The sequence below is a fragment of the Streptomyces sp. NPDC041940 genome, from assembly GCF_055589465.1.
On sequence record NZ_JBVJBP010000001.1, the window covers coordinates 756598 to 779329 of the forward strand.

Annotated in this window: 26 protein-coding genes; 19 read left to right on the forward strand and 7 right to left on the reverse strand. The window is 72.2% G+C overall.

Annotated elements, in window-relative coordinates; genetic code table 11:
- Positions 1–1032, reverse strand: coding sequence for a hypothetical protein (locus ACZ6I3_RS03260; RefSeq protein WP_469411191.1), 1032 nt, complete (start codon positions 1030–1032; stop codon positions 1–3).
- Between the two features lie 121 nt (positions 1033–1153).
- On the reverse strand, positions 1154–2731 hold the full coding sequence (locus tag ACZ6I3_RS03265) for an oxidoreductase (RefSeq protein WP_469411193.1): 1578 nt from the start codon (positions 2729–2731) through the stop codon (positions 1154–1156).
- Positions 2732–2909: 178 nt separating this feature from the next.
- On the opposite strand from ACZ6I3_RS03265, the gene hisD reads away from it, so the two are divergent.
- From hisD to hisF, 8 genes are read left to right on the forward strand one after another with little or no spacing between them, the layout of a single operon-like run.
- Entirely contained in the window at positions 2910–4235 is a 1326-nt protein-coding gene (hisD, locus tag ACZ6I3_RS03270) for a histidinol dehydrogenase (protein ID WP_469411195.1), read from the forward strand.
- Positions 4232–5347 carry a histidinol-phosphate transaminase gene (locus ACZ6I3_RS03275; RefSeq protein WP_469411197.1) on the forward strand — a complete coding sequence of 372 codons (1116 nt, stop codon included), beginning with the start codon at positions 4232–4234 and terminating at the stop codon, positions 5345–5347. Before hisD ends, ACZ6I3_RS03275 begins: the two co-directional genes overlap by 4 nt.
- Positions 5344–5937: an imidazoleglycerol-phosphate dehydratase HisB gene (gene hisB, locus ACZ6I3_RS03280; RefSeq protein WP_030248649.1), complete on the forward strand. Its 594-nt coding sequence runs from the start codon at positions 5344–5346 to the stop codon at positions 5935–5937. Before ACZ6I3_RS03275 ends, hisB begins: the two co-directional genes overlap by 4 nt.
- Positions 5934–6098 carry a hypothetical protein gene (locus ACZ6I3_RS03285; protein WP_215122065.1) on the forward strand — a complete coding sequence of 55 codons (165 nt, stop codon included), beginning with the start codon at positions 5934–5936 and terminating at the stop codon, positions 6096–6098. The genes hisB and ACZ6I3_RS03285 overlap by 4 nt, the downstream gene beginning before the upstream one ends.
- The gene (gene hisH / locus ACZ6I3_RS03290; protein WP_469411199.1) at positions 6089–6754 is read left to right on the forward strand and encodes an imidazole glycerol phosphate synthase subunit HisH; all 666 of its coding nucleotides are present in this window, start codon (positions 6089–6091) and stop codon (positions 6752–6754) included. The genes ACZ6I3_RS03285 and hisH overlap by 10 nt, the downstream gene beginning before the upstream one ends.
- The gene (priA, locus tag ACZ6I3_RS03295; RefSeq protein WP_382827781.1) at positions 6754–7494 is read left to right on the forward strand and encodes a bifunctional 1-(5-phosphoribosyl)-5-((5-phosphoribosylamino)methylideneamino)imidazole-4-carboxamide isomerase/phosphoribosylanthranilate isomerase PriA; all 741 of its coding nucleotides are present in this window, start codon (positions 6754–6756) and stop codon (positions 7492–7494) included. The genes hisH and priA overlap by 1 nt, the downstream gene beginning before the upstream one ends.
- On the forward strand, positions 7491–7895 hold the full coding sequence (locus ACZ6I3_RS03300) for a RidA family protein (protein ID WP_469411202.1): 405 nt from the start codon (positions 7491–7493) through the stop codon (positions 7893–7895). Before priA ends, ACZ6I3_RS03300 begins: the two co-directional genes overlap by 4 nt.
- Entirely contained in the window at positions 7892–8647 is a 756-nt protein-coding gene (gene hisF / locus ACZ6I3_RS03305; RefSeq protein ID WP_469411204.1) for an imidazole glycerol phosphate synthase subunit HisF, read from the forward strand. The genes ACZ6I3_RS03300 and hisF overlap by 4 nt, the downstream gene beginning before the upstream one ends.
- A gap of 37 nt (positions 8648–8684) precedes the next feature.
- Here the strand turns inward: hisF and ACZ6I3_RS03310 are convergent, their stop codons facing one another.
- Entirely contained in the window at positions 8685–9320 is a 636-nt protein-coding gene (locus tag ACZ6I3_RS03310) for a TIGR03085 family metal-binding protein (protein ID WP_469411206.1), read from the reverse strand.
- 83 nt (positions 9321–9403) lie between these two features.
- Here ACZ6I3_RS03310 and hisI point away from each other — a divergent pair, with 83 nt between their 5' ends.
- The 11 genes from hisI to lgt all read left to right on the forward strand — a co-directional run bounded on the left by hisI (position 9404) and on the right by lgt (position 18107).
- Complete coding sequence (gene hisI, locus ACZ6I3_RS03315; protein WP_469411208.1) at positions 9404–9799, forward strand: phosphoribosyl-AMP cyclohydrolase; 396 nt, start codon at positions 9404–9406, stop codon at positions 9797–9799.
- Positions 9800–9810: 11 nt separating this feature from the next.
- Positions 9811–11292, forward strand: a complete 1482-nt coding sequence (locus ACZ6I3_RS03320; protein ID WP_469411210.1) for an anthranilate synthase component I — start codon at positions 9811–9813, stop codon at positions 11290–11292.
- A 41-nt stretch (positions 11293–11333) separates the two neighbouring features.
- On the forward strand, positions 11334–11975 hold the full coding sequence (locus ACZ6I3_RS03325) for a TIGR02234 family membrane protein (protein WP_469411212.1): 642 nt from the start codon (positions 11334–11336) through the stop codon (positions 11973–11975).
- 124 nt (positions 11976–12099) lie between these two features.
- Entirely contained in the window at positions 12100–12351 is a 252-nt protein-coding gene (locus ACZ6I3_RS03330; RefSeq protein WP_468193444.1) for an HGxxPAAW family protein, read from the forward strand.
- Between the two features lie 91 nt (positions 12352–12442).
- Positions 12443–12868, forward strand: a complete 426-nt coding sequence (locus ACZ6I3_RS03335; protein WP_469411214.1) for a DUF2752 domain-containing protein — start codon at positions 12443–12445, stop codon at positions 12866–12868.
- Positions 12869–13007: 139 nt separating this feature from the next.
- Positions 13008–13817: an indole-3-glycerol phosphate synthase TrpC gene (gene trpC / locus ACZ6I3_RS03340; RefSeq protein WP_189728982.1), complete on the forward strand. Its 810-nt coding sequence runs from the start codon at positions 13008–13010 to the stop codon at positions 13815–13817.
- Positions 13818–13838: 21 nt separating this feature from the next.
- Positions 13839–14063, forward strand: coding sequence for a tryptophan biosynthesis modulator TrpM (gene trpM, locus ACZ6I3_RS03345; RefSeq protein ID WP_469411216.1), 225 nt, complete (start codon positions 13839–13841; stop codon positions 14061–14063).
- Positions 14064–14122: 59 nt separating this feature from the next.
- Complete coding sequence (gene trpB, locus ACZ6I3_RS03350) at positions 14123–15409, forward strand: tryptophan synthase subunit beta (RefSeq protein WP_469411218.1); 1287 nt, start codon at positions 14123–14125, stop codon at positions 15407–15409.
- Positions 15406–16224 carry a tryptophan synthase subunit alpha gene (gene trpA / locus ACZ6I3_RS03355; protein ID WP_469411220.1) on the forward strand — a complete coding sequence of 273 codons (819 nt, stop codon included), beginning with the start codon at positions 15406–15408 and terminating at the stop codon, positions 16222–16224. Before trpB ends, trpA begins: the two co-directional genes overlap by 4 nt.
- Positions 16225–16310: 86 nt before the next feature.
- Positions 16311–17087 (forward strand): DsbA family protein, encoded by a 777-nt coding sequence (locus ACZ6I3_RS03360; protein ID WP_469411221.1) that lies wholly within the window; start codon positions 16311–16313, stop codon positions 17085–17087.
- 84 nt (positions 17088–17171) lie between these two features.
- Positions 17172–18107, forward strand: a complete 936-nt coding sequence (gene lgt / locus ACZ6I3_RS03365) for a prolipoprotein diacylglyceryl transferase (RefSeq protein WP_469411223.1) — start codon at positions 17172–17174, stop codon at positions 18105–18107.
- A 67-nt stretch (positions 18108–18174) separates the two neighbouring features.
- Here lgt and ACZ6I3_RS03370 read toward each other — a convergent pair whose 3' ends face one another.
- The 4 genes from ACZ6I3_RS03370 to ACZ6I3_RS03385 are packed head-to-tail and all read right to left on the reverse strand — an operon-like array spanning position 18175 to position 22725.
- Positions 18175–18999 carry an HpcH/HpaI aldolase/citrate lyase family protein gene (locus ACZ6I3_RS03370; RefSeq protein WP_469411225.1) on the reverse strand — a complete coding sequence of 275 codons (825 nt, stop codon included), beginning with the start codon at positions 18997–18999 and terminating at the stop codon, positions 18175–18177.
- On the reverse strand, positions 18996–20207 hold the full coding sequence (locus tag ACZ6I3_RS03375; protein WP_469411227.1) for a CaiB/BaiF CoA transferase family protein: 1212 nt from the start codon (positions 20205–20207) through the stop codon (positions 18996–18998). The genes ACZ6I3_RS03370 and ACZ6I3_RS03375 overlap by 4 nt, the downstream gene beginning before the upstream one ends.
- Positions 20204–21568, reverse strand: a complete 1365-nt coding sequence (locus ACZ6I3_RS03380; protein WP_469411229.1) for an ADP-ribosylglycohydrolase family protein — start codon at positions 21566–21568, stop codon at positions 20204–20206. The genes ACZ6I3_RS03375 and ACZ6I3_RS03380 overlap by 4 nt, the downstream gene beginning before the upstream one ends.
- The gene (locus ACZ6I3_RS03385; protein ID WP_469411230.1) at positions 21556–22725 is read right to left on the reverse strand and encodes an ADP-ribosylglycohydrolase family protein; all 1170 of its coding nucleotides are present in this window, start codon (positions 22723–22725) and stop codon (positions 21556–21558) included. Before ACZ6I3_RS03385 ends, ACZ6I3_RS03380 begins: the two co-directional genes overlap by 13 nt.
- Positions 22726–22732: the final 7 nt, after the last annotated feature.

Genomic DNA, 22732 nt, shown 5'->3' on the forward strand with positions numbered 1-22732 from the left:
CTAATGGTCGCCGGAGCGGACTCGTCCGCCCCGTTCACTCCGTGGATGCCAGAACGGCCGGCCGGCCGTCGCGGCCCGGACGTCGTCGCGCACCCGCAGGAAGTGTCCGAGCGGGTCGTCCGACTCCTGGTCCCAGGGGAACGAGGTGGCGTACGGGCCGTTCAGACGCAGCTGCTCGGTGGCGTCCGGCCAGCGTTCCAGGCGCACCAGGACGAAGATCAGCAGGTTCCGCATCCGGGCCGGCCAGGGGTCGGCCGCCGGCAGCAGCGGGGACAGCGCGATCGCCCGGTCGGCGGCCGCGTCCAGCCGCTCGCGCGGCACCTCGGGCCCGCAGCCGTCGGTCAGGTAGCCGAAGGCCGCCCGCAGCGGGAGTGCCTGGGCGAGCGCGTCCGCGGGCGCGTCCTGTGCGGCCCGGTCGGCGAAGTCGAAGCACTCCAGATGCGAACCGTGCCAGAAGGCGGCCAGATAGCGCAGGGCGGCCACATGGCAGCCGTAGTGGTGCGGGGCACGGCGTACGGCCGCCGCCCACAGCTCCTCGAAGTACTTGTGCCCGGCCTGCGCGCCGCGCGCGTGGTCGAGCGCGAGCCGCCACGGCACCGGGTCCCGCTGGTCGCCCCGGGCCGCGGCCGTGAGGAGCGGTCTCACCTCGCGCAGCAGCTCGGTGCGGGCCGGTGAGAGCCAGGCGCGGTCCACGGCCAGCTGGGCCCCGACCAGCAGCGCGTCGGGGTCGTGCGGGGCGGTGGCGAGCCAGGCGTCCAGCCATTCGGGGCGTGAGCGGGCGAAGGCGGCCAGCCGGGTCACGTACCGGTCGCGCCGCTCCCACTCCGCCGCCGCGCGGGTGGCGTGGAGCAGCGCGGCGGCCGGCCCGTGATCGCCGCGGGCGGCGGCGACCAGGGCCGGACTCAGCCGTGCGTCGGGCGCGTCGAGCAGCACCTCGTCGTCGGCGCACGGCCCGCCGACGGGGTGGGGGGAGGTCCTTGTCATCCGGCTCGCGCGGATGAACGGGAGCTGCAGAGCCATGGTGTCGACCATTGAAAGACCGCTGGTCACAGCGGCGCCAGTGGGTTCATGGAACCCACGGAAAGTTGTACGTCCGATGGTCAAGAGAGCGTAAAGCCGTGACAGTTCAACAACTGTGGTCACAGGAACACCATCAGTTGCGCCGCAGCAGTCGCGTGGCCCCCGCCGCCACCGTCGTCGCCAGGATCCAGCCCAGCAGGATCATCGCCGTCGCCAGCCACTGCCAGCCCCCGCGCAGCTGCCAGAAACCCACCTGGCCCAGGTCGATGACCGGCAGCAGCAGATCGAGCGTGAAGAGCGTGGGGCTCCACTCCGGATGCTCGCCCCGCTTCAGCGGCGGATGACCGGCCTGCGCGAAGGCGAACGAGCCCGCCGCCCACAGCACCGCCATCCACACCGCGGCCCGGCCCGGCCGGTACCCGTAGGCGACCGTCCAGTCCTGCACGTAGCCCCACAGCTTGGCGGCCGGTGGCAGGCTCTCGCGGTGCCGGCGCTGCTTGGCGAGCAGCACCTCACGGGCGTCCTGGTCCTCCCCGCCGGCCCGCAGCACGGACGCGAGACGCTCGTACGGCTCCGGGTTGTACTCGGCGGTCGCCGCCGCCACCCAGTCCAGCCGCTCGGCCGGCGGGAACGGGCCGCGCGGCACGAGGTTCTCGTAGGCGAAGCCGCCCATGTGCAGCCGCCCCGGGCCGGGCCAGGCGTCCGCCCGGTCCATCAGGTTGATGACCTTCGCCCCCGACAGCACCACCCGCCCACGTGCCGGATGCTCCCCGAGAAACCGCAGCTCGGGTGTCTGGACCCGGCGCAGCGACAGCTCCTGGTCGTCGGTGAGGGCGAACCGGGCCCGCTCGAAGTCGACGGCGTCGCCGAACCGCCCGTCGTCGAGCCGTATCCCGCCCTCGCACTCGAACCGCTGGATCCGCGTGCCGCGCGCCGGGGTCATCCCGCTCATCGCCTGGGCGCCGACCCCCGCCGGGGTCAGATACAGGCTGCGCTCGACGGTCAGCTGCGGGGCGTTCAGCGCGAGCCGCTCGCAGGGGTTGGCCAGGCGCGCGCCGCGCAGGCTCAGCGAGACGCCGACGGTGGCGGCGCGCAGGCTCAGCTCGCCGTGCGACTCCAGCAGCTCGGCCTGTAGGTCCTGGCCGACGGTCAGGCCGTCCGCCGCGATCGACCGGCCGCTGCGGTCCCGGTGCACGATCGACTGGTTGAGCATCAGGTCCGTGCCGATCTGCGCGTCCGTGATCCGGATGCCGCGGTGGAAACGGCAGCGCGGCAGATGCAGATCGCCCTCGGTGTGCACCCGGGCCGCCTCGAGGCGCGGCACCGAGCAGTCCACCATCCGCAGGGTCGTGAAGCGGGCCTCCGGCAGCAGCACGTCCTGCTCGAACCGGCACTGGCGCATCTCGACGTACGGCACCACCGTGCCGCCCGCGAGGTCCAGCGAGCCGCTGATGCGTATGCCGGCCAGCTTCAGCGCCGACACCCGGCCGGCCAGGGCGGGCGGGCCGTCGAGCAGCAGCCAGCAGACGATGCGGGCCCGCACGGTCCGCTCCTCGCCCCACGGCACGCCGCCGTGCGGATCGTCCACTAGCGGGTCGCCGCTGCTCAGGTCGTACACGCTGCCGTTGCGGAAGGCCTGCCACATGCCGGCCTCGGCCGCGGTCAGGTCCTCGGGCACATCCCCGGCACGCACGCCGGCCCCCTCGGTCACGTTCTTCCCTTCCTCCCCGGGTACTCGCGGGTTGGTCTCTTCGTACAACAGTTCATGCCCGCTGGGTGACGCCCCGAACGCGAACGGTGAAGGGGATCTTCCGCCTGCCCGCGGCGTTCTGTATCAGCCATTGATACGCGCGGACGACGCCTGACCCAGGTCTGAGAGAATTGAGCACGTGATCTCCCGAATCGATCTGCGCGGCGACGCCCTCCCCGAGGGCACCGCCCTGCGTGACCTGCTGCCCCGAGCCGAATTCGACGTAGCGGCCGCCCTGGAGAAGGTGCGTCCGATCTGCGAGGACGTGCATCATCGGGGCGACGCGGCGCTGATCGACTTCGCCGAGCGGTTCGACGGGGTCAGGCTCGACCGGGTGCGGGTGCCGGCCGCCGCGCTCACCCGCGCGCTTCAGGAGCTCGACCCGGCCGTGCGCGCGGCCCTGGAGGAGTCCATCCGCCGCGCCCGGATCGTCCACCGCGCCCAGCGCCGCGACACGCACACCACCCAGGTCGTGCCCGGTGGCTCCGTGACCGAGAAGTGGGTGCCGGTCGACCGGGTCGGGCTGTACGCGCCCGGCGGCCGCTCGGTGTACCCGTCCTCCGTGATCATGAACGTGGTGCCCGCGCAGGAGGCAGGCGTCGAGTCCATCGCGCTCGCCTCGCCCGCCCAGGCCGAATTCGACGGCCTGCCGCACCCCACCATCCTCGCCGCCTGCGCGCTGCTCGGCGTCGACGAGGTGTACGCGGCAGGCGGTGCCACGGCCGTCGCGATGTTCGCCTACGGCACCGAGTCCTGCGCGCCCGCGAACATGGTCACCGGCCCCGGCAACATCTGGGTCGCCGCCGCCAAGCGCTACTTCACCGGCAAGATCGGCATCGACGCCGAGGCCGGCCCGACCGAGATCGCGGTCCTCGCCGACGACACGGCCGACCCGGTGCACGTCGCCTCCGACCTGATCAGCCAGGCCGAGCACGACCCGCTGGCCGCCGCCGTCCTCGTCACCGACTCCGTCGAGCTGGCGGACGCCGTGGAGAAGGAGCTGGAGCCACAGGTCGCGGCCACCCGGCACGTCGACGACCGGATCGTCCCGGCGCTGACCGGCAAGCAGTCCGCGATCGTGCTGGTCGACGGTGTCGACGAGGGCCTGAGGGTGGTCGACGCGTACGGCGCCGAGCACCTGGAGATCCAGACGGCCGACGCCGCTGCGGTGGCCGACCGGGTCCGCAACGCCGGGGCGATCTTCATCGGCCCCTGGGCCCCCGTCTCCCTCGGCGACTACGCGGCCGGCTCCAACCACGTCCTGCCCACCGGCGGCTGCGCCTGCCACTCCTCGGGCCTGTCCGTCCAGTCCTTCCTGCGCGGCATCCACATCGTCGACTACACGCAGGACGCGCTGGCCGAGGTCGCGCACCATGTGGTGACGCTGGCGGAGGCGGAGGACCTGCCGGCACACGGTGCGGCGATCAAGGCGAGGTTCGGCTGGAAGGTACCCGGAAGCAAGTGACAGGCATCGACGATCTCCCCGTACGGGACGAGCTGCGCGGCAAGTCCCCCTACGGCGCGCCCCAGCTGGACGTCCCCGTACGGCTGAACACCAACGAGAACCCCTACCCGCTGCCCGAGCCGCTGGTCGAGCGCATCGCCGAGCGGGTCCGTGAGGCGGCCCGGAACCTCAACCGCTACCCGGACCGGGACGCGGTCGAGCTGCGCACCAGGCTCGCCGAGTACCTGACGGACACCTCCGGCCACCAGGTCGGCCTGGCCAACGTCTGGGCCGCCAACGGCTCCAACGAGGTCATCCAGCAGCTGCTGCAGACCTTCGGCGGGCCGGGCCGTACGGCGATCGGCTTCGAGCCGTCGTACTCGATGCACGGGCTCATCTCGCGCGGCACGGGCACGGGCTGGATCTCCGGTCCCCGCAACGAGGACTTCACGGTCGACCTGGAGGCCGCCGAGAAGGCGATCGCCGAGCACCGGCCCGACGTCGTCTTCGTCACCACCCCCAACAACCCCACGGGCAACGCGGTCCCGCCCGAGACCGTCCTCGCGCTGTACGAGGCCGCGCAGGCGGCCAAGCCGTCGATGGTCGTGGTCGACGAGGCGTACATCGAGTTCAGCCACGGCGACTCGCTGCTGCCGCTGATCGAGGGCCGTCCGAACCTCGTCGTCTCCCGCACGATGTCGAAGGCGTTCGGCGCGGCGGGCCTGCGCCTCGGCTACCTCGCCGCGCACCCGGCCGTCGTGGACGCCGTCCAGCTCGTCCGGCTGCCGTACCACCTGTCGGCCGTCACCCAGGCGACCGCCCTGGCCGCCCTGGAGCACACCGAAACGCTGCTGGGCTACGTCGAGCAGCTCAAGGCCGAGCGGGACCGGCTGGTGCGCGAACTGCGCGCGACCGGCTACGAGGTCGTCGAGTCCGACGCCAACTTCGTGCAGTTCGGCCGATTCGACGACGAGGGCGGCTCGCACACGGCCTGGCAGAAGATCCTCGACCAGGGCGTTCTGGTCCGGGACAACGGCATCCCCGGGTGGCTGCGGGTGTCGGCCGGGACCCCCGAAGAGAACGACGCGTTCCTCGACGCGGTACGTGCACTGAAGAAGGAGCAGAGTTCATGAGCCGCACCGGACGCGTGGAGCGGACGACCAAGGAGACCACGGTCCTCGTCGAGATAGACCTCGACGGCACCGGCAAGACGGAGATCTCCACCGGCGTCGGCTTCTACGACCACATGCTCGACCAGCTCGGCCGGCACGGTCTGTTCGACCTGACCGTGAAGACCGAGGGCGATCTGCACATCGACTCGCACCACACCATCGAGGACACCGCCCTCGCGCTCGGCGCCGCCTTCAAGCAGGCCCTCGGCGACAAGGTGGGCATCTACCGCTTCGGCAACTGCACGGTCCCGCTGGACGAGTCCCTCGCCCAGGTCACCGTCGACCTGTCCGGCCGCCCCTACCTCGTGCACACCGAGCCCGAGAAGATGGCGCCGATGATCGGCGAGTACGACACCACGATGACGCGGCACATCCTGGAGTCCTTCGTGGCCCAGGCCCAGATCGCGCTGCACGTGCACGTGCCCTACGGGCGCAACGCGCACCACATCGTCGAGTGCCAGTTCAAGGCGCTGGCCCGGGCCCTGCGCTACGCGTCCGAGCGTGACCCGCGCGCGGCCGGCATCCTCCCGTCCACGAAGGGCGCCCTGTGAACGGCATCTCGACCCTGCTGATCGTCGTCGGCCTGTTCCTCGCGGGCGGGATCTACTCCTTCGTCAAGCAGAAGATGCCCAAGGGCCTGATCGTGCTGCTGTCGATCGGCGCCGCGATGTGCCTCGTGGCCGGTGTGATGCGGCTGGAGGTGTGGAATTGAGCGCCCCTCAGAAGAAGGCCCCGCAGAAGAAGGTAGTGGTCTTCGACTACGGCTTCGGCAACGTCCGCTCCGCCGAGCGTGCCCTCGCGCGCGCGGGAGCCGACGTCGAGATCACGCGTGACTACGACAAGGCCATGAACGCCGACGGACTGCTCGTCCCCGGCGTCGGCGCCTTCGCCTCCTGCATGAAGGGCCTGCTCCAGGCGCGCGGCGACTGGATCGTGGACCGCAGGCTGTCCGGCGGCCGCCCGGTCATGGGCATCTGTGTCGGCATGCAGATCCTCTTCGCGCGCGGCATCGAGCACGGCGTGGAGACCGACGGCCTCGACGAGTGGCCCGGCTCGGTCGAGCCGCTCCAGGCCGACGTCGTGCCCCACATGGGCTGGAACACCGTGGAGGCCGCGCCCGGCTCGCGGCTCTTCGCCGGCCTGGACGCGGACGCCCGCTTCTACTTCGTGCACTCCTACGCCGTCCACGACTGGTCGCTGGAGACCCACAACCCGGCCCTCGAACCCCCCAAGGTGACCTGGTCCACGCACGGCAAGCCGTTCGTCGCGGCCGTCGAGAACGGCGCCCTGTGGGCCACGCAGTTCCACCCCGAGAAGTCCGGCGACGCCGGAGCGCAGCTGCTGAACAACTGGATCGGAACCCTCTGATGTCCCCGAAGTCTTCCGTGAAGCTCGAACTCCTCCCCGCCGTCGACGTCCGTGACGGCCAGGCGGTCCGCCTGGTGCACGGCGAGTCCGGCACGGAGACCTCCTACGGCTCCCCGCTGGACGCCGCCCTCGCCTGGCAGCGATCCGGCGCCGAGTGGCTGCACCTGGTGGACCTGGACGCCGCGTTCGGCACCGGGAACAACCGTGAGCTGATCGCCGAGGTCGCGAAGGCGATGGACATCAAGGTGGAGCTGTCCGGCGGCATCCGCGACGACGACACCCTCGCCGCCGCCCTGGCCACCGGCTGCACCCGGGTGAACCTCGGTACGGCCGCCCTGGAGACCCCCGAGTGGGTCGCCAAGGTCATCGCCGAGCACGGCGACCAGATCGCCGTCGGCCTCGACGTACGCGGCACCACCCTGCGCGGCCGGGGCTGGACCCGCGACGGCGGCGACCTCTACGAGACGCTGGCGCGCCTCGACAAGGAGGGCTGCGCGCGGTACGTCGTCACGGACATCGCCAAGGACGGCACACTCCAGGGCCCCAACCTGGAACTCCTGAAGAACGTCTGCGCGGCCACCGACCGCCCGGTCGTCGCCTCCGGCGGCGTCTCCTCGCTGGACGACCTGCGCGCGATCGCGGGTCTCGTCCCGGCCGGTGTCGAGGGGGCCATCGTCGGGAAGGCCCTGTACGCGAAGGCGTTCACCCTGGAAGAAGCCTTGGAGGCTGTGGCGTCATGACATCCGAAGCCGTACGGCGCGTGCAGAGCGGAAGTCCCTGGGAAGAGTCCTTCGGTTTCGCACGGGCCGTGGCGGCGGGTGACCTTGTCATCGTGGCGGGCACGACCGCCTTCAAGGGCGACGTGCTGTACGGCGACGGTGACCCGTACGAGCAGACCAAGGTGGCCTTCGCCAGTGCGGTCGAGGCGATCGGTGAGTTCGGGCTCGGCATCGAGTCCGTGATCCGGACCCGTATGTGCCTGGCACATTCGCGTGATGTCGATGCGGTGGGCCGCGCCCACAAGGAGTTGTTCGACTCCGTGCGCCCGGTCACGACCCTGCTGGTCGTGGAGGGCTTCATCGACTCGCGGGTCCTGGTGTCAGTCGAAGTGGAAGCGTATAGAGGAGCCGTGGATTCATGACCCTGGCGGTCCGAGTCATCCCCTGCCTGGACGTGGACAACGGCCGGGTCGTCAAGGGCGTCAACTTCCAGAACCTGCGCGACGCGGGCGACCCCGTCGAGATGGCCAAGGTGTACGACGCCGAGGGCGCCGACGAGCTGACGTTCCTGGACATCACCGCCTCGTCGGGCAACCGCGAGACGACGTACGACGTGGTGCGCCGCACGGCCGAGCAGGTGTTCATCCCGCTCACGGTCGGCGGCGGTGTGCGCACGGCCGAGGACGTGGACAAGCTGCTGCGCGCGGGCGCGGACAAGGTGGGCGTCAACACCGCCGCCATCGCGCGTCCCGAGCTGATCCGCGAGATCGCCGAGCGCTTCGGCCGGCAGGTGCTGGTCCTCTCGGTGGACGCCCGCCGCACCGAGTCGGGCTCCTTCGAGGTGACCACCCACGGCGGCCGGCGCGGCACCGGCATCGACGCCGTCGAGTGGGCACACGAGGCCGCCGAGCTGGGCGCGGGTGAGATCCTGCTCAACTCGATGGACGCGGACGGCACGAAGGACGGCTACGACCTGGAGATGATCCGGGCCGTACGCAAGCACGTGACCGTCCCCGTCATCGCCTCGGGCGGCGCCGGCAAACTGACCGACTTCCCCCCGGCCGTCGCGTCGGGCGCGGACGCGGTGCTGGCCGCCTCGGTCTTCCACTTCGGGGACCTGCGCATCGGCGAGGTCAAGGAGACGCTGCGGGAGGCGGGTCACCCGGTGCGGTGACCCGCTCGCCCCGGCCCCTTCGCCGGGAGCCCGTGCCTCAGATGCCCAGCTGCTTCGTCTCGTGCAGCTTCGCGATCGCGTCCTCGTCGCCGTCCAGGTCGACCTTGGCAGCGCTCTGCCGGCCGTAGGAGAACAGGACCAGCTCGGACGGCTCGCCGGTCACCGTGACCACGGGGGTGCCGCGCTGGGCGACCGTCGTCTGGCCGTCGGGGCGGCGCAGGACCAGGCCCGTCGGGACGCCGCGGCCCATCAGCCGGGCGGTGCGCTCCAGACGGGACCACAGGGCGTCCTGGAAGACCGCGTCGAGCTCGCGCGTCGACCAGTCGGGCTGGGCGCGCCGGACGTCCTCCGTATGGACGTAGAACTCGACGATGTTCGACATCTCGTCGACCGGCTTCAGGGCGAAGGGCGAGAAGCGCGGCGGGCCCGTACGGATCAGCTGGATCAGCTCCTCGTACGGCTTGCCGGTGTACTCGGCCATCATCCGGTCCAGGCGCGACGCGAGCTGCTTGATCAGTATCCCGCCGGCGGCGTCCGGGCGGCGCTCGCGCACCACCACGTGCGCGGCGAGGTCCCGGGTCGTCCAGCCCTCGCACAGGGTGGGCGCGTCCGGGCCCGCGGTCTCCAACAGATCGGCGAGGAGAAGTCGTTCACGCTTGGCATGGGTCGACATGCGGCCAGCCTACGACCGCGCACCTGGTCCGGACAGTGGACACTCCACGAGGCCTGTCAGTGGCGCGCGGCACAATGGACGGCATGACCAGTACCACCCCCCGGCCCAGCCGCCTCGACCCGGAGATCGCCGCGCGCCTCAAGCGCAGCGCCGACGGCCTCCTGCCCGCCATCGCCCAGCAGTACGACACCGGAGAGGTGCTGATGCTCGGCTGGATGGACGACGAGGCACTGCATCGCACCCTGACCACCGGCCGCTGCACGTACTGGTCCCGCAGCCGCCGGGAGTACTGGGTCAAGGGCGACACCTCCGGCCACTTCCAGTGGGTCAGGTCCGTCGCCCTGGACTGCGACGCCGACACCGTGCTCGTCAAGGTCGACCAGGTCGGCGCCGCCTGCCACACCGGAGCCCGCACGTGCTTCGACGAGGACGTGCTGATCAAGGACGGCGGTTCGGACCCCGCCGCCGCGGATCAGTAGGGTCAGCCGCCATGGACCTCGAGACGTTCCGCAAGCTCGCCACCGACCGGCGGGTCATCCCGGTCACCCGCAAGCTCCTCGCCGACGGCGACACCCCGGTCGCGCTCTACCGCAAGCTCGCCGCCGAGCGCCCCGGCACCTTCCTGCTGGAGTCCGCCGAGAACGGCCGCTCCTGGTCCCGGTACTCGTTCGTCGGAGTCCGCAGCGCCGCCACGCTGACCACCCGTGACGGACAGGCGCACTGGCTCGGCACCCCGCCCGTCGGCGTCCCCACCGACGGCGACCCGCTCGCCGCCCTGCGCGCCACCATCGAGGCCCTGCACACCCCGCACCAGGAGGGCATGCCGCCCTTCACCGGCGGCATGGTGGGCTATCTCGGCTACGACATCGTCCGCCGCCTGGAGAAGATCGGCCCCGGCGAGCGCGACGACCTGAAGCTGCCCGAGCTGACCATGCTCCTCACCAGCGACCTCGCCGTCATGGACCACTGGGAGGGCTCGGTCCTGCTGATCGCCAACGCGATCAACCACAACGACCTCGACACCGGCGTCGACGAGGCGTACGCGGACGCGATCGCCCGTCTGGACGCCATGGAGGCGGACCTCTCGCGCGCGGTGGCCCAGCCCCCGGCCGTCCTGCCGCCCTCCGAACTCCCCGAGTACTCCGCGCTCTGGGGCGGCCCCGACTTCCAGGAGGCCGTCGAGGACATCAAGGAGCGCATCCGGGCCGGCGAGGCCTTCCAGGTGGTGCCCTCCCAGCGCTTCGAGACGCCCTGCACGGCGAGCGCGCTGGACGTCTACCGGGTCCTGCGGGCCACCAACCCGTCGCCCTACATGTACCTGTTCCGCTTCGACGGGTTCGACGTCGCCGGCTCGTCCCCCGAGGCCCTGGTCAAGGTCGAGGACGGGCGGGCCATGGTCCACCCCATCGCCGGCACCCGCTGGCGCGGCGCCACCCCGCAGGAGGACCAGGCCCTCGCCGACGAACTCCTCGCCGACCCCAAGGAGCGCGCCGAGCACCTGATGCTCGTCGACCTGGGCCGCAACGACCTGGGGCGGGTCTGCGATCCCGGCTCGGTCGAGGTCGTCGACTTCATGTCCATCGAGAAGTACTCGCACGTCATGCACATCGTCTCGACGGTGACGGGCCGCGTCGCCCCGGGCCGCACGGCCTTCGACGTCCTCACCGCCTGCTTCCCGGCCGGCACCCTCTCCGGCGCCCCGAAGCCCCGCGCCATGCAGATCATCGACGAACTCGAACCGTCCCGGCGCGGGCTGTACGGCGGCTGCGTCGGCTATCTCGACTTCGCGGGCGACTCCGACACCGCCATCGCCATCCGCACGGCCCTGCTGCGCGACGGCACCGCCTACGTCCAGGCGGGCGCGGGCATCGTCGCCGACTCCGACCCGGTCGCCGAGGACACCGAGTGCCGCAACAAGGCGGCGGCGGTCCTGCGGGCCGTCCACACGGCGAACCGGCTGGGAAAGGCCTGAGATGAACCCCGGGTGACGGTTCGCCCGGGGTTCAGGCGATAGTGGGGTACGTGACTGCTGTACCGCACCCACGTTCCCAAGCCCCCGGATCCGCCCGGGCCGGCCGCCTGAGCCTCGCCGTCGCCCTGCTGTGCGGCGCGCTCGGCGCTGCCGTGGCGCTGCTCGCCACCCGGCAGAGCTGGTCGGAGGGCACCGCGACAGTGGCCGGAGGCGCCTTCCCCCTGACCGCCACGGGCAGCGACGTCACGGGCGTCCCCGCCGCGCTCGCCGTAGTGGGCCTCGCCGCGCTCGTCGCCGTCTTCGCCGTCCGCCGGAGCGGCCGCGTCGTCGTGGCCGCCCTGCTGGCACTCTCCGGCGCGGGCACCGTCGCCGCCGCCCTGCTCGGCGCCTCCGACAGCTCCGCACTCGACGAGAAGGCCGCCGAGGCCTCCGGCGACACCTCCGCCACCGTGACGGCCCTCAGCCACACCGCCTGGCCCTACGTCGCGGCCGTCGGCGGCGTCCTGCTGCTGCTGGCCGGACTGCTCGCCCTGCGCTACGGCCGGCTGTGGCCCGCGATGTCCGGCCGCTACGAGCGGGACGGCACACCCCGGCCGCGCCGCAAGGCCCCCGCCGTCGACCCCGACCGGCCCGAGGACCTGTGGAAGGCACTCGACCGGGGCGAGGACCCGACCGGGGCGTGAACCGCACGGTTGCGCGCGGCACGAGAAGCGGAGGGAGTACCCCCGCTCACCGGACGCGCGCACGTGCGGGACAATGGGCGCGAGCGTCCTGCTCAGACACGCACACAGCAACGAGGAGCAAGCAATGGCGGGCAGCAGCCACGGTCACACCCCGGCCGCCTGGACCGGTGTCACGATCGCCTTCATCGGTTTCTGCATCGCGGGCGCGTTCATGGTGTTGGACCAGCCGCTGGGCTTCTGGGCGGGCATGGTGGTCGTGCTGCTCGGCGGTGTCGTCGGCGCGGCCATGCGGGCGATGGGCATGGGCCAGCCCAAGGACCTGCACCAGCCGCACGCCATGACCGGCGACCGCGAGCCGGCGCGCGCCGAGGGCTGACCCCCGGAACACACCGCGTAGTCGCGTGAGGGGCGGCCGGCACTCGGATGCCGGGACCGCCCCTCACGCGCGTGCGGGGCACAATGCAACCGTGAACGCCGACAGCCGAAGGGTGACGCGCAGCGTCCCGAGCCGCCTGGCCGTCCCCGCCGGGGTGCTGGCGGCCGTCGCCGCCGCCTTCGCCTACGTGGGCACGGTGGACCCCAACGAACCCGGCCACTACCCCGTCTGCCCCCTGCTGCGCTACACCGGCCTGTACTGCCCCGGCTGCGGCGGACTGCGCAGCGCGCACGCCTTCGCCCACGGCGACGTCGCGGCGGCGTTCCAGGACAACGCGCTCGCCGTCCTCGGCTATCTGGGCTTCGCCGTACTGTGGACCGTATGGGTGGTCCAAGCGGTCCGCGGGCGCCCGCTGCGGATCGATCCCCGGCCGGCGCAGGTGTGGAGCCTCGGCGCGTTGCTGCTGGTCTTCACGGTTGTCCGGAACCTGCCCTTCGGTGGCTGGCTCCACCCTTGATCAACGGGCAGACGTCCAGGTAGTGGGACCGGCGTCAACCGGATGTGAGGCCTACGCCCCGCTGCGGATACCATCGCAGTGACCATCGGTTTTCGACTGGTCGCTGGAACTGTCAACCGTCTGGAAGGGGGCCGCTCGCGTGAGTGTGCTCGACGAGATCATCGACGGAGTCCGTGCCGACCTCGCGGAGCGGCAGGCGCGCGTCAGCCTCGACGAGCTCAAGGAGCGCGCGGCGAAGGCTCCCGCGGCCAAGGACGGCGCGGCGGCACTCCGCGGCGACGGCGTCAAGGTCATCTGCGAGGTCAAGCGCTCCAGCCCGTCCAAGGGCGCGCTGGCCGCGATCGCCGACCCGGCCGGGCTCGCCGCGGACTACGAGGCGGGCGGCGCTGCCGTCATCTCGGTGCTCACGGAACAGCGGCGCTTCGGAGGCTCGCTCGCCGACCTCGAGGCGGTCCGCGCCCGTGTCGACATCCCGGTCCTGCGCAAGGACTTCGTCGTCACGTCGTACCAGCTCTGGGAGGCCCGGGCCTACGGCGCCGACGTCGTCCTGCTGATCGTCGCGGCCCTCGACCAGCCCGCCCTGGAGTCCCTCATCGAGCGCGCCGAGTCCATCGGGCTCACCCCGCTCGTCGAGGTGCACGACGAGGACGAGGTCGAGCGGGCGGTCGACGCCGGAGCCCGTGTGATCGGCGTCAACGCGCGCAACCTCAAGACCCTCGAGGTCGACCGCGGCACCTTCGAGCGCCTGGCACCCGAGATCCCCGACCACATCATCAAGATCGCCGAGTCCGGCGTCCGCGGCCCGCACGACCTCATCGCCTACGCCAACGCCGGCGCCGACGCGGTACTGGTCGGCGAGTCCCTCGTCACCGGCAAGGACCCCAGGACGGCGGTCTCCGACCTGGTGGCGGCGGGCGAACACCCCGCACTCCGGCACGGCCGGGGCTGACCTCCCGCTAGGCTTGCCCCGATGACTCTCACCATGACGACCGTGGACCGGTACGCCCGCCTCGCGCGCGGCTGCCGCCCCCGCGGCTGCCGAGCCCCGGCCCGCCGGGTCCACGGCCGCCGGGTCCGCTACGTCATCGGTGATGAGCCCGGGCAGGTCAACGGCATGCGATGGCAGCGCCCCTCTTTTGCTTTTGGGGGCGCGGGGAACTGCGCGAACGGCCACAGCGGTCCCGCAGTCGACTGACAACCCTTGCCCCCACGGCGACTAGTGCATTCCACACACACTCACCGTGAGGTACACGCATGCCCAGTCAGTTCTTCATCCCCGACCCGGAGGGTCAAACCCCCAGCCCCGAAGGCTACTTCGGGGCCTTCGGCGGCAAGTTCATCCCCGAAGCCCTCGTCGCCGCAGTCGACGAAGTAGCCGTCGAATACGACAAGGCCAAGCACGACCCGGAGTTCGCCAGGGAACTCGACGACCTCCTGGTCAACTACACCGGCCGCCCCTCGGCGCTCACGGAGGTCCCCCGCTTCGCCGCGGAAGCGGGCGGCGCCCGGATCTTCCTGAAGCGGGAAGACCTCAACCACACCGGCTCCCACAAGATCAACAATGTCCTCGGCCAGGCCCTGCTCACCAAGCGCATGGGCAAGACCCGCGTCATCGCCGAGACGGGCGCCGGCCAGCACGGCGTCGCCACCGCCACCGCCTGCGCGCTCTTCGGCCTCGAGTGCACGATCTACATGGGCGAGATCGACACCCAGCGCCAGGCCCTCAACGTCGCCCGCATGCGCATGCTCGGCGCCGAGGTCATCGCCGTGAAGTCCGGCAGCCGCACGCTGAAGGACGCCATCAACGAGGCCTTCCGCGACTGGGTCGCCAACGTCGACCACACGCACTACCTCTTCGGTACGGTCGCCGGCCCGCACCCCTTCCCGGCCATGGTCCGCGACTTCCACCGGGTCATCGGCGTCGAGGCCCGCCGCCAGCTCCTGGAGCGCGCCGGACGCCTCCCCGACGCGGCCGTCGCCTGTGTCGGCGGCGGCTCCAACGCCATCGGTCTCTTCCACGCCTTCATCCCGGACACGGACGTACGCCTCATCGGCTGCGAGCCGGCGGGCCACGGCGTCGAGACCGGCGAGCACGCGGCCACCCTGACCGCCGGCGAGCCCGGCATCCTGCACGGCTCGCGCTCGTACGTCCTCCAGGACGAGGAGGGCCAGATCACCGAGCCCTACTCGATCTCGGCAGGCCTGGACTACCCGGGCATCGGCCCCGAGCACTCCTACCTCAAGGACTCCGGCCGCGGCGAGTACCGCGCGGTCACCGACGACGCGGCCATGCAGGCCCTGCGCCTGCTGTCCCGCACCGAGGGCATCATCCCGGCCATCGAGAGCGCCCACGCGCTGGCCGGCGCCCTGGAGGTCGGCAGGGAACTGGGCAAGGACGGGCTGATCGTGGTCAACCTGTCCGGCCGCGGCGACAAGGACATGGACACCGCCGCCCGCTACTTCGGCCTCTACGACACCGACGCCGAGGTCGCCGCCGACGCGGACACCGACACCGCCGAGATCGAGGGGGACGCCAAGTGAGCGGCAACATCGAGCTGTTGAGCGACACCCTCGCAGCGGCGAAGTCCGAGGGCCGGTCCGCCCTCATCGCCTACCTCCCGGCCGGGTTCCCGACCGTGGACGGCGGCATCGAGGCCATCAAGGCCGTCGTCGACGGCGGCGCCGACATCGTCGAGGTGGGCCTGCCGCACAGCGACCCCGTCCTCGACGGCCCCGTCATCCAGACCGCCGACGACATCGCGCTGCGCGGCGGCGTGAAGATCGCCGACGTGATGCGCACGGTCCGCGAGGCCCACCGCGCCACCGGCAAGCCCATCCTGGTCATGACGTACTGGAACCCCATCGACCGCTACGGCGTCGAGCGGTTCACCGCCGAACTCGCCGAGGCGGGCGGCGCCGGGTGCATCCTGCCCGACCTGCCCGTGCAGGAGTCGGCGCTGTGGAGGGAGCACGCGGAGAAGCACGGCCTCGCCACGGTCTTCGTCGTCGCCCCCAGCAGCAAGGACGAGCGGCTCGCGGACATCACCGCCGCGGGCAGCGGCTTCGTCTACGCCGCCTCCCTCATGGGCGTCACCGGCACCCGCGCGACCGTCAGCTCGCAGGCCGAGAACCTGGTGGAACGCACCCGCGCCACCGGCACCGGCCTGCCGGTCTGTGTGGGGCTCGGCGTCTCCAACGCCACCCAGGCCGCCGAGGTCGCCCGCTTCGCCGACGGCGTGATCGTCGGCTCGGCGTTCGTCAAGGCCATGCTGGACGCGCCGGACGACGCGGCCGGTGTCGAGGCCGTCCGCGCGCTCGCCGGCGACCTCGCGAAGGGCGTGCGCCGGCAGGCGTAAGAAGCCGGGAAGTCATACCGGTCCCTCGTACGGGTGGACCTGGGGCCGGGGAGGCGCGGTGCGCCTCCCCGGTTCGTTTCCGGGGTGTGAGCGAGAAGAACCGTGAGGGAAAGCGCACCGCCCGGGAGAAGCTGGCGGTCGAGCGTGAGAAGCAGAAGTCCGCGGACAAGCGCCGGCGCGCGCTGATCGTGGGCGGGGCCGTCGTCGCCGTCCTGGGTCTCGCGGCGGTGATCGGCGTCGTCGCCGCCAACGCCGGCAAGGAGGACGACAGCGAGGCGTCGGGCCCGGTCGTGGCCCCCTCGGGAGCGCAGGGCAAGGACGGCCTCGCCATCCCCGTCGGCAAGGACGGCGCCAAGTCCACGCTCACGGTGTGGGAGGACTTCCGCTGCCCGGCCTGCAAGTCCTTCGAGACGACGTACCGGCCGGTGATCCACGAGCTGACCAAGGCCGGCGAGCTGAAGGTGGACTACCACCTGGTCACCCTCATCGACGGCAACATGGGCGGCACCGGCTCCCGCAACGCGGCCAACGCCGCGGCCTGCGCCCAGGACGCCGGGAAGTACCCCGCGTACCACGACGTGCTCTTCGACAACCAGCCCCCCGAGGTCGAAGACACCTACGCCGACAACGACAAGCTGATCGAACTGGCCGGCAAGGTCGACGGCCTGGACACCCCCGCCTTCCGCAAGTGCGTGCAGAACGGCACGCACAACGGCTGGGTCGCCAAGTCGCATCAGGCCTTCAACAAGGGCGGCTTCTCGGGCACGCCGACCGTGCTGTTCAAGGGCGAGAACATCTACCAGGACCGGGCGATGACCCCGGCGAAGCTGAAGAAGATGGTGCTGGACGCGAACAAGGGCTGAAGGCCTTTCCCACGCCCCCGTTATGGACCCGTAGCCGGGCTGCCTGCCGTGGGCCCGGTGCGGCAGGGTAGCGTCGACCTTGCCATGGAACTTGCCTTCATTCCCAGCCCGTCGCGCGGGGTGCTGTACCTCGGCCCCATTCCGCTGCGCGGCTACGCGTTCTGCATCATCATCGGCGTCTTCGTTGCCGTCTGGCTCGGCAACAAGCGCTGGGTCGCCCGGGGCGGGCGGGCCGGCACGGTGGCCGACATCGCGGTCTGGGCCGTGCCCTTCGGCCTGGTCGGCGGCCGGCTCTACCACGTGATCACGGACTACGAGCTGTACTTCAGCGAGGGCCGTGACTGGGTGGACGCCTTCAAGATCTGGGAGGGCGGTCTCGGCATCTGGGGCGCGATCGCGCTGGGCGCGCTGGGCGCGTGGATCGGCTGCCGCCGCCGGGGCATCCCGATGCCGGCCTACGCCGACGCCGTCGCCCCGGGCATCGCCCTCGCCCAGGCCATCGGCCGCTGGGGCAACTGGTTCAACCAGGAGCTGTACGGCAAGCCGACCGATCTGCCGTGGGCCCTGGAGATCACGTCCTCGTCGGACGGGCGGGTGCCGGGCACCTACCACCCGACGTTCCTGTACGAGTCGCTGTGGTGCATCGGTGTCGCGGTCCTGGTCATCTGGGCCGACCGCCGCTTCCGGCTCGGCCACGGGCGGGCGTTCGCGCTGTACGTCGCCGCGTACTGCGCGGGGCGCGGGTGGATCGAATACATGCGCGTCGACGACGCCCACCACATCCTGGGTCTCCGGCTGAACGTGTGGACCGCGATCCTGGTGTTCCTGCTCGCGGTCGCCTACCTGGTGATCTCGGCGAAGAAGAGCCCCGGCCGGGAAGAGGTCGTGGAGCCCGGCGCGGAGACCTCCGGCGGTGAAGCCGACGGGGGCGAGAAGGCCGCCGCCGACGCCGGCAAGGACGCCGACGAGGCCAAGGACGACGGGGCCAAGGACGGCGCCGGGTCGGCCAAGAAGACCTGACCGTCCGCCGTACCTGTACGTGTGACCGAGGGCGCCCGGAGACATGTCCGGGCGCCCTCGGTGTGTCTCAGCGGCGGCGGGCCAGGGACAGTGTGCGCTGGGCCGCCGTCACCACCGCCGCGTCGACGAAGCAGCCGTCCGCGAGAGCCTGGGCGCCCTGCTGTGTCGCCGCCGCCTTGAGGATCGTCTCCGCCTGTTCGATCTCCTCCTCGGTGGGCAGATAGGCGCGTTCGATGACCGGCAGCTGACGGGGGTGGATCGCGGCGCGGCCCAGGAAGCCCAGGGCGCGGCCGTGGGCGCAGGAGTCCCACAGCCCCTCCAGGTCGCGGATGTCCGGGTGGACCGACTGCGCGGGCGGGGACAGGCCCGCCGCCCGGGCGGCCACGATCACCCGGGAGCGGGACCAGTCGAGACTCGCGTCGTCCCGTACGCCCAGGTCGGCCCGCAGGTCCGCCTCCCCGAGCGCGATGCCCCGCAGCGACGGGTGGGCGCCGGCGACGGCGTACGCCTGTTCCACGCCGAGGGCCGTCTCCAGCAGGGCGTACAGGGGCAGCCCCGGGGGGACTGCGCGCTCGGCGGTCCGGACGACCTCGGCGGGTGAGGTGATCTTGGGGAGCCGCAGGGCGCAGAGGCCGGGAGCGCGGGCCACGGCCGCGATGTCCGGCGCGGCCCAAGGGGTGTCCAGGGCGTTGACGCGGACGTGGACCGGGACCGGCGGCAGGCTGCCGAGCAGGTCGGCGGTGGCGGCGCGGGCGTAGGCCTTGCGGTCCGGGGCGACCGCGTCCTCCAGGTCGACGACGACGATGTCGGCGCCGGAGGTGAGGGCCTTCGCCACCACGTGCGGGCGGTCGCCCGGGGCGTAGAGCCAGGTGAGCGGGTACGCCGCCGTCACAGGGCGCCCTCCGCGCGCAGCGCCGTGAGGTCGGCCGGGGTGAGGCCCAGCTCGGTGAGGACCTCGTTCGTGTCGGCGCCGTGCGGGCGGCCGGCCCAGCGGATCGCGCCGGGCGTGGCGGAGAGGCGGAAGAGGACGTTCTGCATGCGCAGGGGGCCCAGTTCCGGGTCGTCGACCGTGGTGATGGTGTTCAGGGCCTGGTACTGCGGGTCCGCCATCACGTCCCGGATGTCCTGGACCGGGGCCACCGCCGCCTCCGCCTTCTCGAAGGCCGCCAGGACGTCCGTGCGGGTGCGCGCGGCGATCCAGGAGCCGACCGCCTCGTCGAGGAGGTCGGCGTGGCGGGCGCGGTCGGCGCCCGTGGCGAACCACGGCTCGTCGATCAGCTCCGGGCGGCCCACCAGGTGCATCACGCGCTCCGCGACCGACTGGGCCGACGTCGAGACGGCGACCCAGGTGCCGTCCGCCGTGCGGTAGACGCCGCGCGGGGCGTTGTTGGGGGAGCGGTTGCCGGTGCGGGGCTGGACGTGGCCGAGCTGGTCGTACCAGAGGGGCTGGGGGCCGAGGGCGGCCAGGATCGGTTCGATCAGGGCCATGTCGACGACCTGGCCCTCGCCGGTGCGCTCGCGTGCCGCCAGCGCGGTCATCACCGCGTACGCCGTCGTCAGGCCCGCGATGGAGTCGGCCAGGCCGAACGGCGGGAGGGTCGGGGGTGCGTCCGGTTCGCCGGTGATCGCGGCGAAGCCGCTCATCGCCTCGGCGAGGGTGCCGAAGCCGGGGCGGTGCGCGTAGGGGCCGAACTGGCCGAAGGCGGTGACGCGGGCCAGGACCAGGCGTGGGTTGGCGGCCGACAGCTCCGGCCAGCCCAGGTCCCACTTCTCCAGGGTGCCGGGGCGGAAGTTCTCGATGACGACGTCGGCGGTGGCGGCGAGGCGCAGGAGGGTGGTGCGGCCGCCGGGCTTGGACAGGTCCAGGGTGACGGTGCGCTTGTTGCGGCCGAGCGTCTTCCACCACAGGCCGACGCCGTCCTTCGACGGGCCGTGGCCGCGGGAGGGGTCGGGTTTCGACGGGTGCTCGACCTTGACGACCTCGGCGCCGAAGTCACCGAGCAGGGTGGCGGCGAGCGGGCCGGCGAAGAGGGTGGCGAGGTCGAGGACGCGGAGGCCGGTGAGGGGAGCGGTCATGGGCGCGGTCGTGGCAGCGGTCATGGGCGGTGGGTCTCCCGGTGCGTGAGGTGGGCGAGAGCGTCGAAGCCGATGCCGTCGAAGTCGCCGACGGAGGTGGAGAGACGGTTCTTCAGGGGAGCCGTCCAGCGGTCGGGGAGTGCCGCGGGGTGTCCGGCCAGCAGACCGGCGACGCTGCCGGCCGTCGCGCCGTTGGAGTCGGTGTCCCAGCCGCCGCTCACGGCACGGCAGACGGAGCCGGAGAAGTCGCCGTTCGCGTGGGTGAGGGCGGCGGCGATCAGGGCGGTGTTGGGGACGGCGTGGACCCAGTGGTGGGTGCCGGCGTGGGTGGCGTGGAGCGCGTCGACGACCGTGTCGAAGTCGCCGTGCTCCCGGGCCAGTCGGACGGCGTGGCGGACGGCTCGGGCGAGGCGGGAGCGTGGGGGGACGACGGTGAGGCCGGTGCGCAGGCAGGCGTGGATGTCGTGTTCGCCGGTCGCGGCGGTCGCGAGGGTGGCCGCCGCGAACATCGCCGCGTAGACGCCGTTGGCGGTGTGGGTGAGCGTGGCGTCGCGGTGGGCCCGTTCGGCGGCTGCGGCCGGGTCGCCGGGGTGGGTCCAGCCGTGGACGTCGGCGCGGATCAGGGCGCCGATCCATTCGCGGAACGGGTTGCGGTGGCGCGCGGTGTGCGGGGGCTCCAGGCCGGAGAGGAGGTTGCGGTAGGCGATGCGCTCGGCGGTGAAGGCGCGGCCGGCGGGGAGTTCGTCGAGCCAGGTGCGGGCCACGTCCGTGGTGGTGAAGGCGCTGCCGTGGCGTTGGAGGACGAGGAGGTTGAGGAGGGGGTAGTTGAGGTCGTCGTCCTCGGGCATGCCGTCGATGTTCTCGGCGAGGGAGGTGGTCGCCGAGCGGCGGTTCCAGGGGTGCTTCCGGAGGAGGTCTTCGGGGGCGCCCTTGGCTGTGAAGTAGGTGGTGAGGGGCCAGTTGCCGGTGGATCGGGCCAGTTGGCGGATGGCTTCGAGGGGGAGTTTCTCCACTGGTTTGCCGAGCAGGCAGCCGACGGCTCGGCCCAGCCAGGCGGCTTCGAGGTGCTGCGGCGTGGTGGCGGCGCGACCGCCCGCAGGCTCTGGCCAGTCCGGGCACAGGAGCCTGATCTCCTCCAGGTCCGTTGGTTCGTCGTCGGACAAGGTGCTCGGCAGGTCCGCCAGTTCGTCCAGGAGGTCTTCTGCCAACTGGCGGAGGTAGCGGGACGCGGGGGTCGGGGACGCGCCTGCTGTGAGAGGGGCCTCCGGGCCGCCTGCCGCTCGCCAGCGGGCCGCGATCGCCTTCGGCTCACGGCCGTCCTGGGACGCCTGGCGGAGTTCGTGGCCGATCAGGTCCTCCGGCTGGACCCAGGTCAGTCGGAGCACGCCGGGCCTCCGAGCGACGCGAAGGCCTGTTCGTGGGTGCGGCGGCGGGACACGTCCCGGGCGAAGATCTCGCGGGTCACGGCCGTGAGGGTCGTGGCCGGTTCCCACAGGTCCAGGCGGCTGGCCTCCGCGACCGTCTTGGACCAGTCCTCGGGGACCGGCGAGCCGAGGGCGCCTGCCATGGCCCCTGCCATCGTGGCGATGGAGTCGCAGTCGCGGCCGTAGTTCACCGCGCCGAGGACCGCGTGGCGGTAGTCGCCCCGGGCCACGAGCAGCATGCCCAGGGCTACGGGGAGTTCCTCGATCGAATGCAGGCGGGAAGGGCGGCGGGCGCCGAGGGAGGGAGACCGGTAGTCGGGGCCCACCGTGTCGTAGGGGGCCACCGCCTCGCGCAGGGGCCGCAGCGCCGATTCGAAGTCCGTATACCTGGAGGCCGCCTCGCAGACCCGCTCGATGGCGGTGCGGGTGCCGTCCTTGGCGAGGGAGAGGCACGTCGAGACGATCGAGTCCGGGGTCGCCCCGGGTGTGCACGCCGCCGCCACCGCCGCGGCCAGGACGCCCGCCGCCTCACGGCCGTACGACGACTGGTGCGCGCCGGCGATGTCGAGTGCCTCGGCGTACGCCGCCGCCGGGTCGGCCGCGTTGACCAGGCCGACCGGGGCCATGTACATCGCCGCGCCGCAGTTGACGATGTTGCCGGTGCCGGCCTCGCGCGGGTCGGCATGGCCGTAGTGGAGCTTCGTCACCAGCCATTTCTCCGCCAGGAAGATCCGTTGGAGGGGGAGGGCCTCGGTCTCCAGTTCCGGGATCCAGCGCGGCTCGGTCATCAGGTCGGGGACGAGGTGGTCGGCGACCGCGTAGGCGTCCAGGTGGTCGCGGACCCGGGCGTAGACGCGGACCAGGGCGTGGGTCATCAAGGTGTCGTCGGTGACGTGGCCGTCCCCCTTGTGGTACGGGGCGAGGGGGCGGGCCGTGCGCCAGGCGTCGCCGTGCCAGGGGCCGACGACGCCGTGGACGCGGCCGCCGTGGCGTTCGAGGATCTGCTCGGGCGCGTACCCCTCGACGGGGCCGCCCAGGGCGTCGCCGACGGCGGCCCCGGTCAGGGCACCGGTGATCCGCTCGTCCAGTGGGGTGTTTTGGTGTGGTTCGGGGTGCATGGCCGCA

Bases quoted from the DNA above. Each gene is read 5' to 3' on its own strand.
- ACZ6I3_RS03260 (WP_469411191.1), bottom strand. From the start codon at position 1,032: ATGGTCGACACCATGGCTCTGCAGCTCCCGTTCATCCGCGCGAGCCGG.
- hisB (WP_030248649.1), top strand. From the start codon at position 5,344: ATGAGCCGCACCGGACGCGTGGAGCGGACGACCAAGGAGACCACGGTC.
- priA (WP_382827781.1), top strand. From the start codon at position 6,754: ATGTCCCCGAAGTCTTCCGTGAAGCTCGAACTCCTCCCCGCCGTCGAC.
- ACZ6I3_RS03300 (WP_469411202.1), top strand. From the start codon at position 7,491: ATGACATCCGAAGCCGTACGGCGCGTGCAGAGCGGAAGTCCCTGGGAA.
- hisF (WP_469411204.1), top strand. From the start codon at position 7,892: ATGACCCTGGCGGTCCGAGTCATCCCCTGCCTGGACGTGGACAACGGC.
- ACZ6I3_RS03310 (WP_469411206.1), bottom strand. From the start codon at position 9,320: ATGTCGACCCATGCCAAGCGTGAACGACTTCTCCTCGCCGATCTGTTG.
- hisI (WP_469411208.1), top strand. From the start codon at position 9,404: ATGACCAGTACCACCCCCCGGCCCAGCCGCCTCGACCCGGAGATCGCC.
- ACZ6I3_RS03320 (WP_469411210.1), top strand. From the start codon at position 9,811: ATGGACCTCGAGACGTTCCGCAAGCTCGCCACCGACCGGCGGGTCATC.
- ACZ6I3_RS03330 (WP_468193444.1), top strand. From the start codon at position 12,100: ATGGCGGGCAGCAGCCACGGTCACACCCCGGCCGCCTGGACCGGTGTC.
- trpM (WP_469411216.1), top strand. From the start codon at position 13,839: ATGACTCTCACCATGACGACCGTGGACCGGTACGCCCGCCTCGCGCGC.
- trpB (WP_469411218.1), top strand. From the start codon at position 14,123: ATGCCCAGTCAGTTCTTCATCCCCGACCCGGAGGGTCAAACCCCCAGC.
- lgt (WP_469411223.1), top strand. From the start codon at position 17,172: ATGGAACTTGCCTTCATTCCCAGCCCGTCGCGCGGGGTGCTGTACCTC.
- ACZ6I3_RS03375 (WP_469411227.1), bottom strand. From the start codon at position 20,207: ATGACCGCTGCCACGACCGCGCCCATGACCGCTCCCCTCACCGGCCTC.
- ACZ6I3_RS03385 (WP_469411230.1), bottom strand. From the start codon at position 22,725: ATGCACCCCGAACCACACCAAAACACCCCACTGGACGAGCGGATCACC.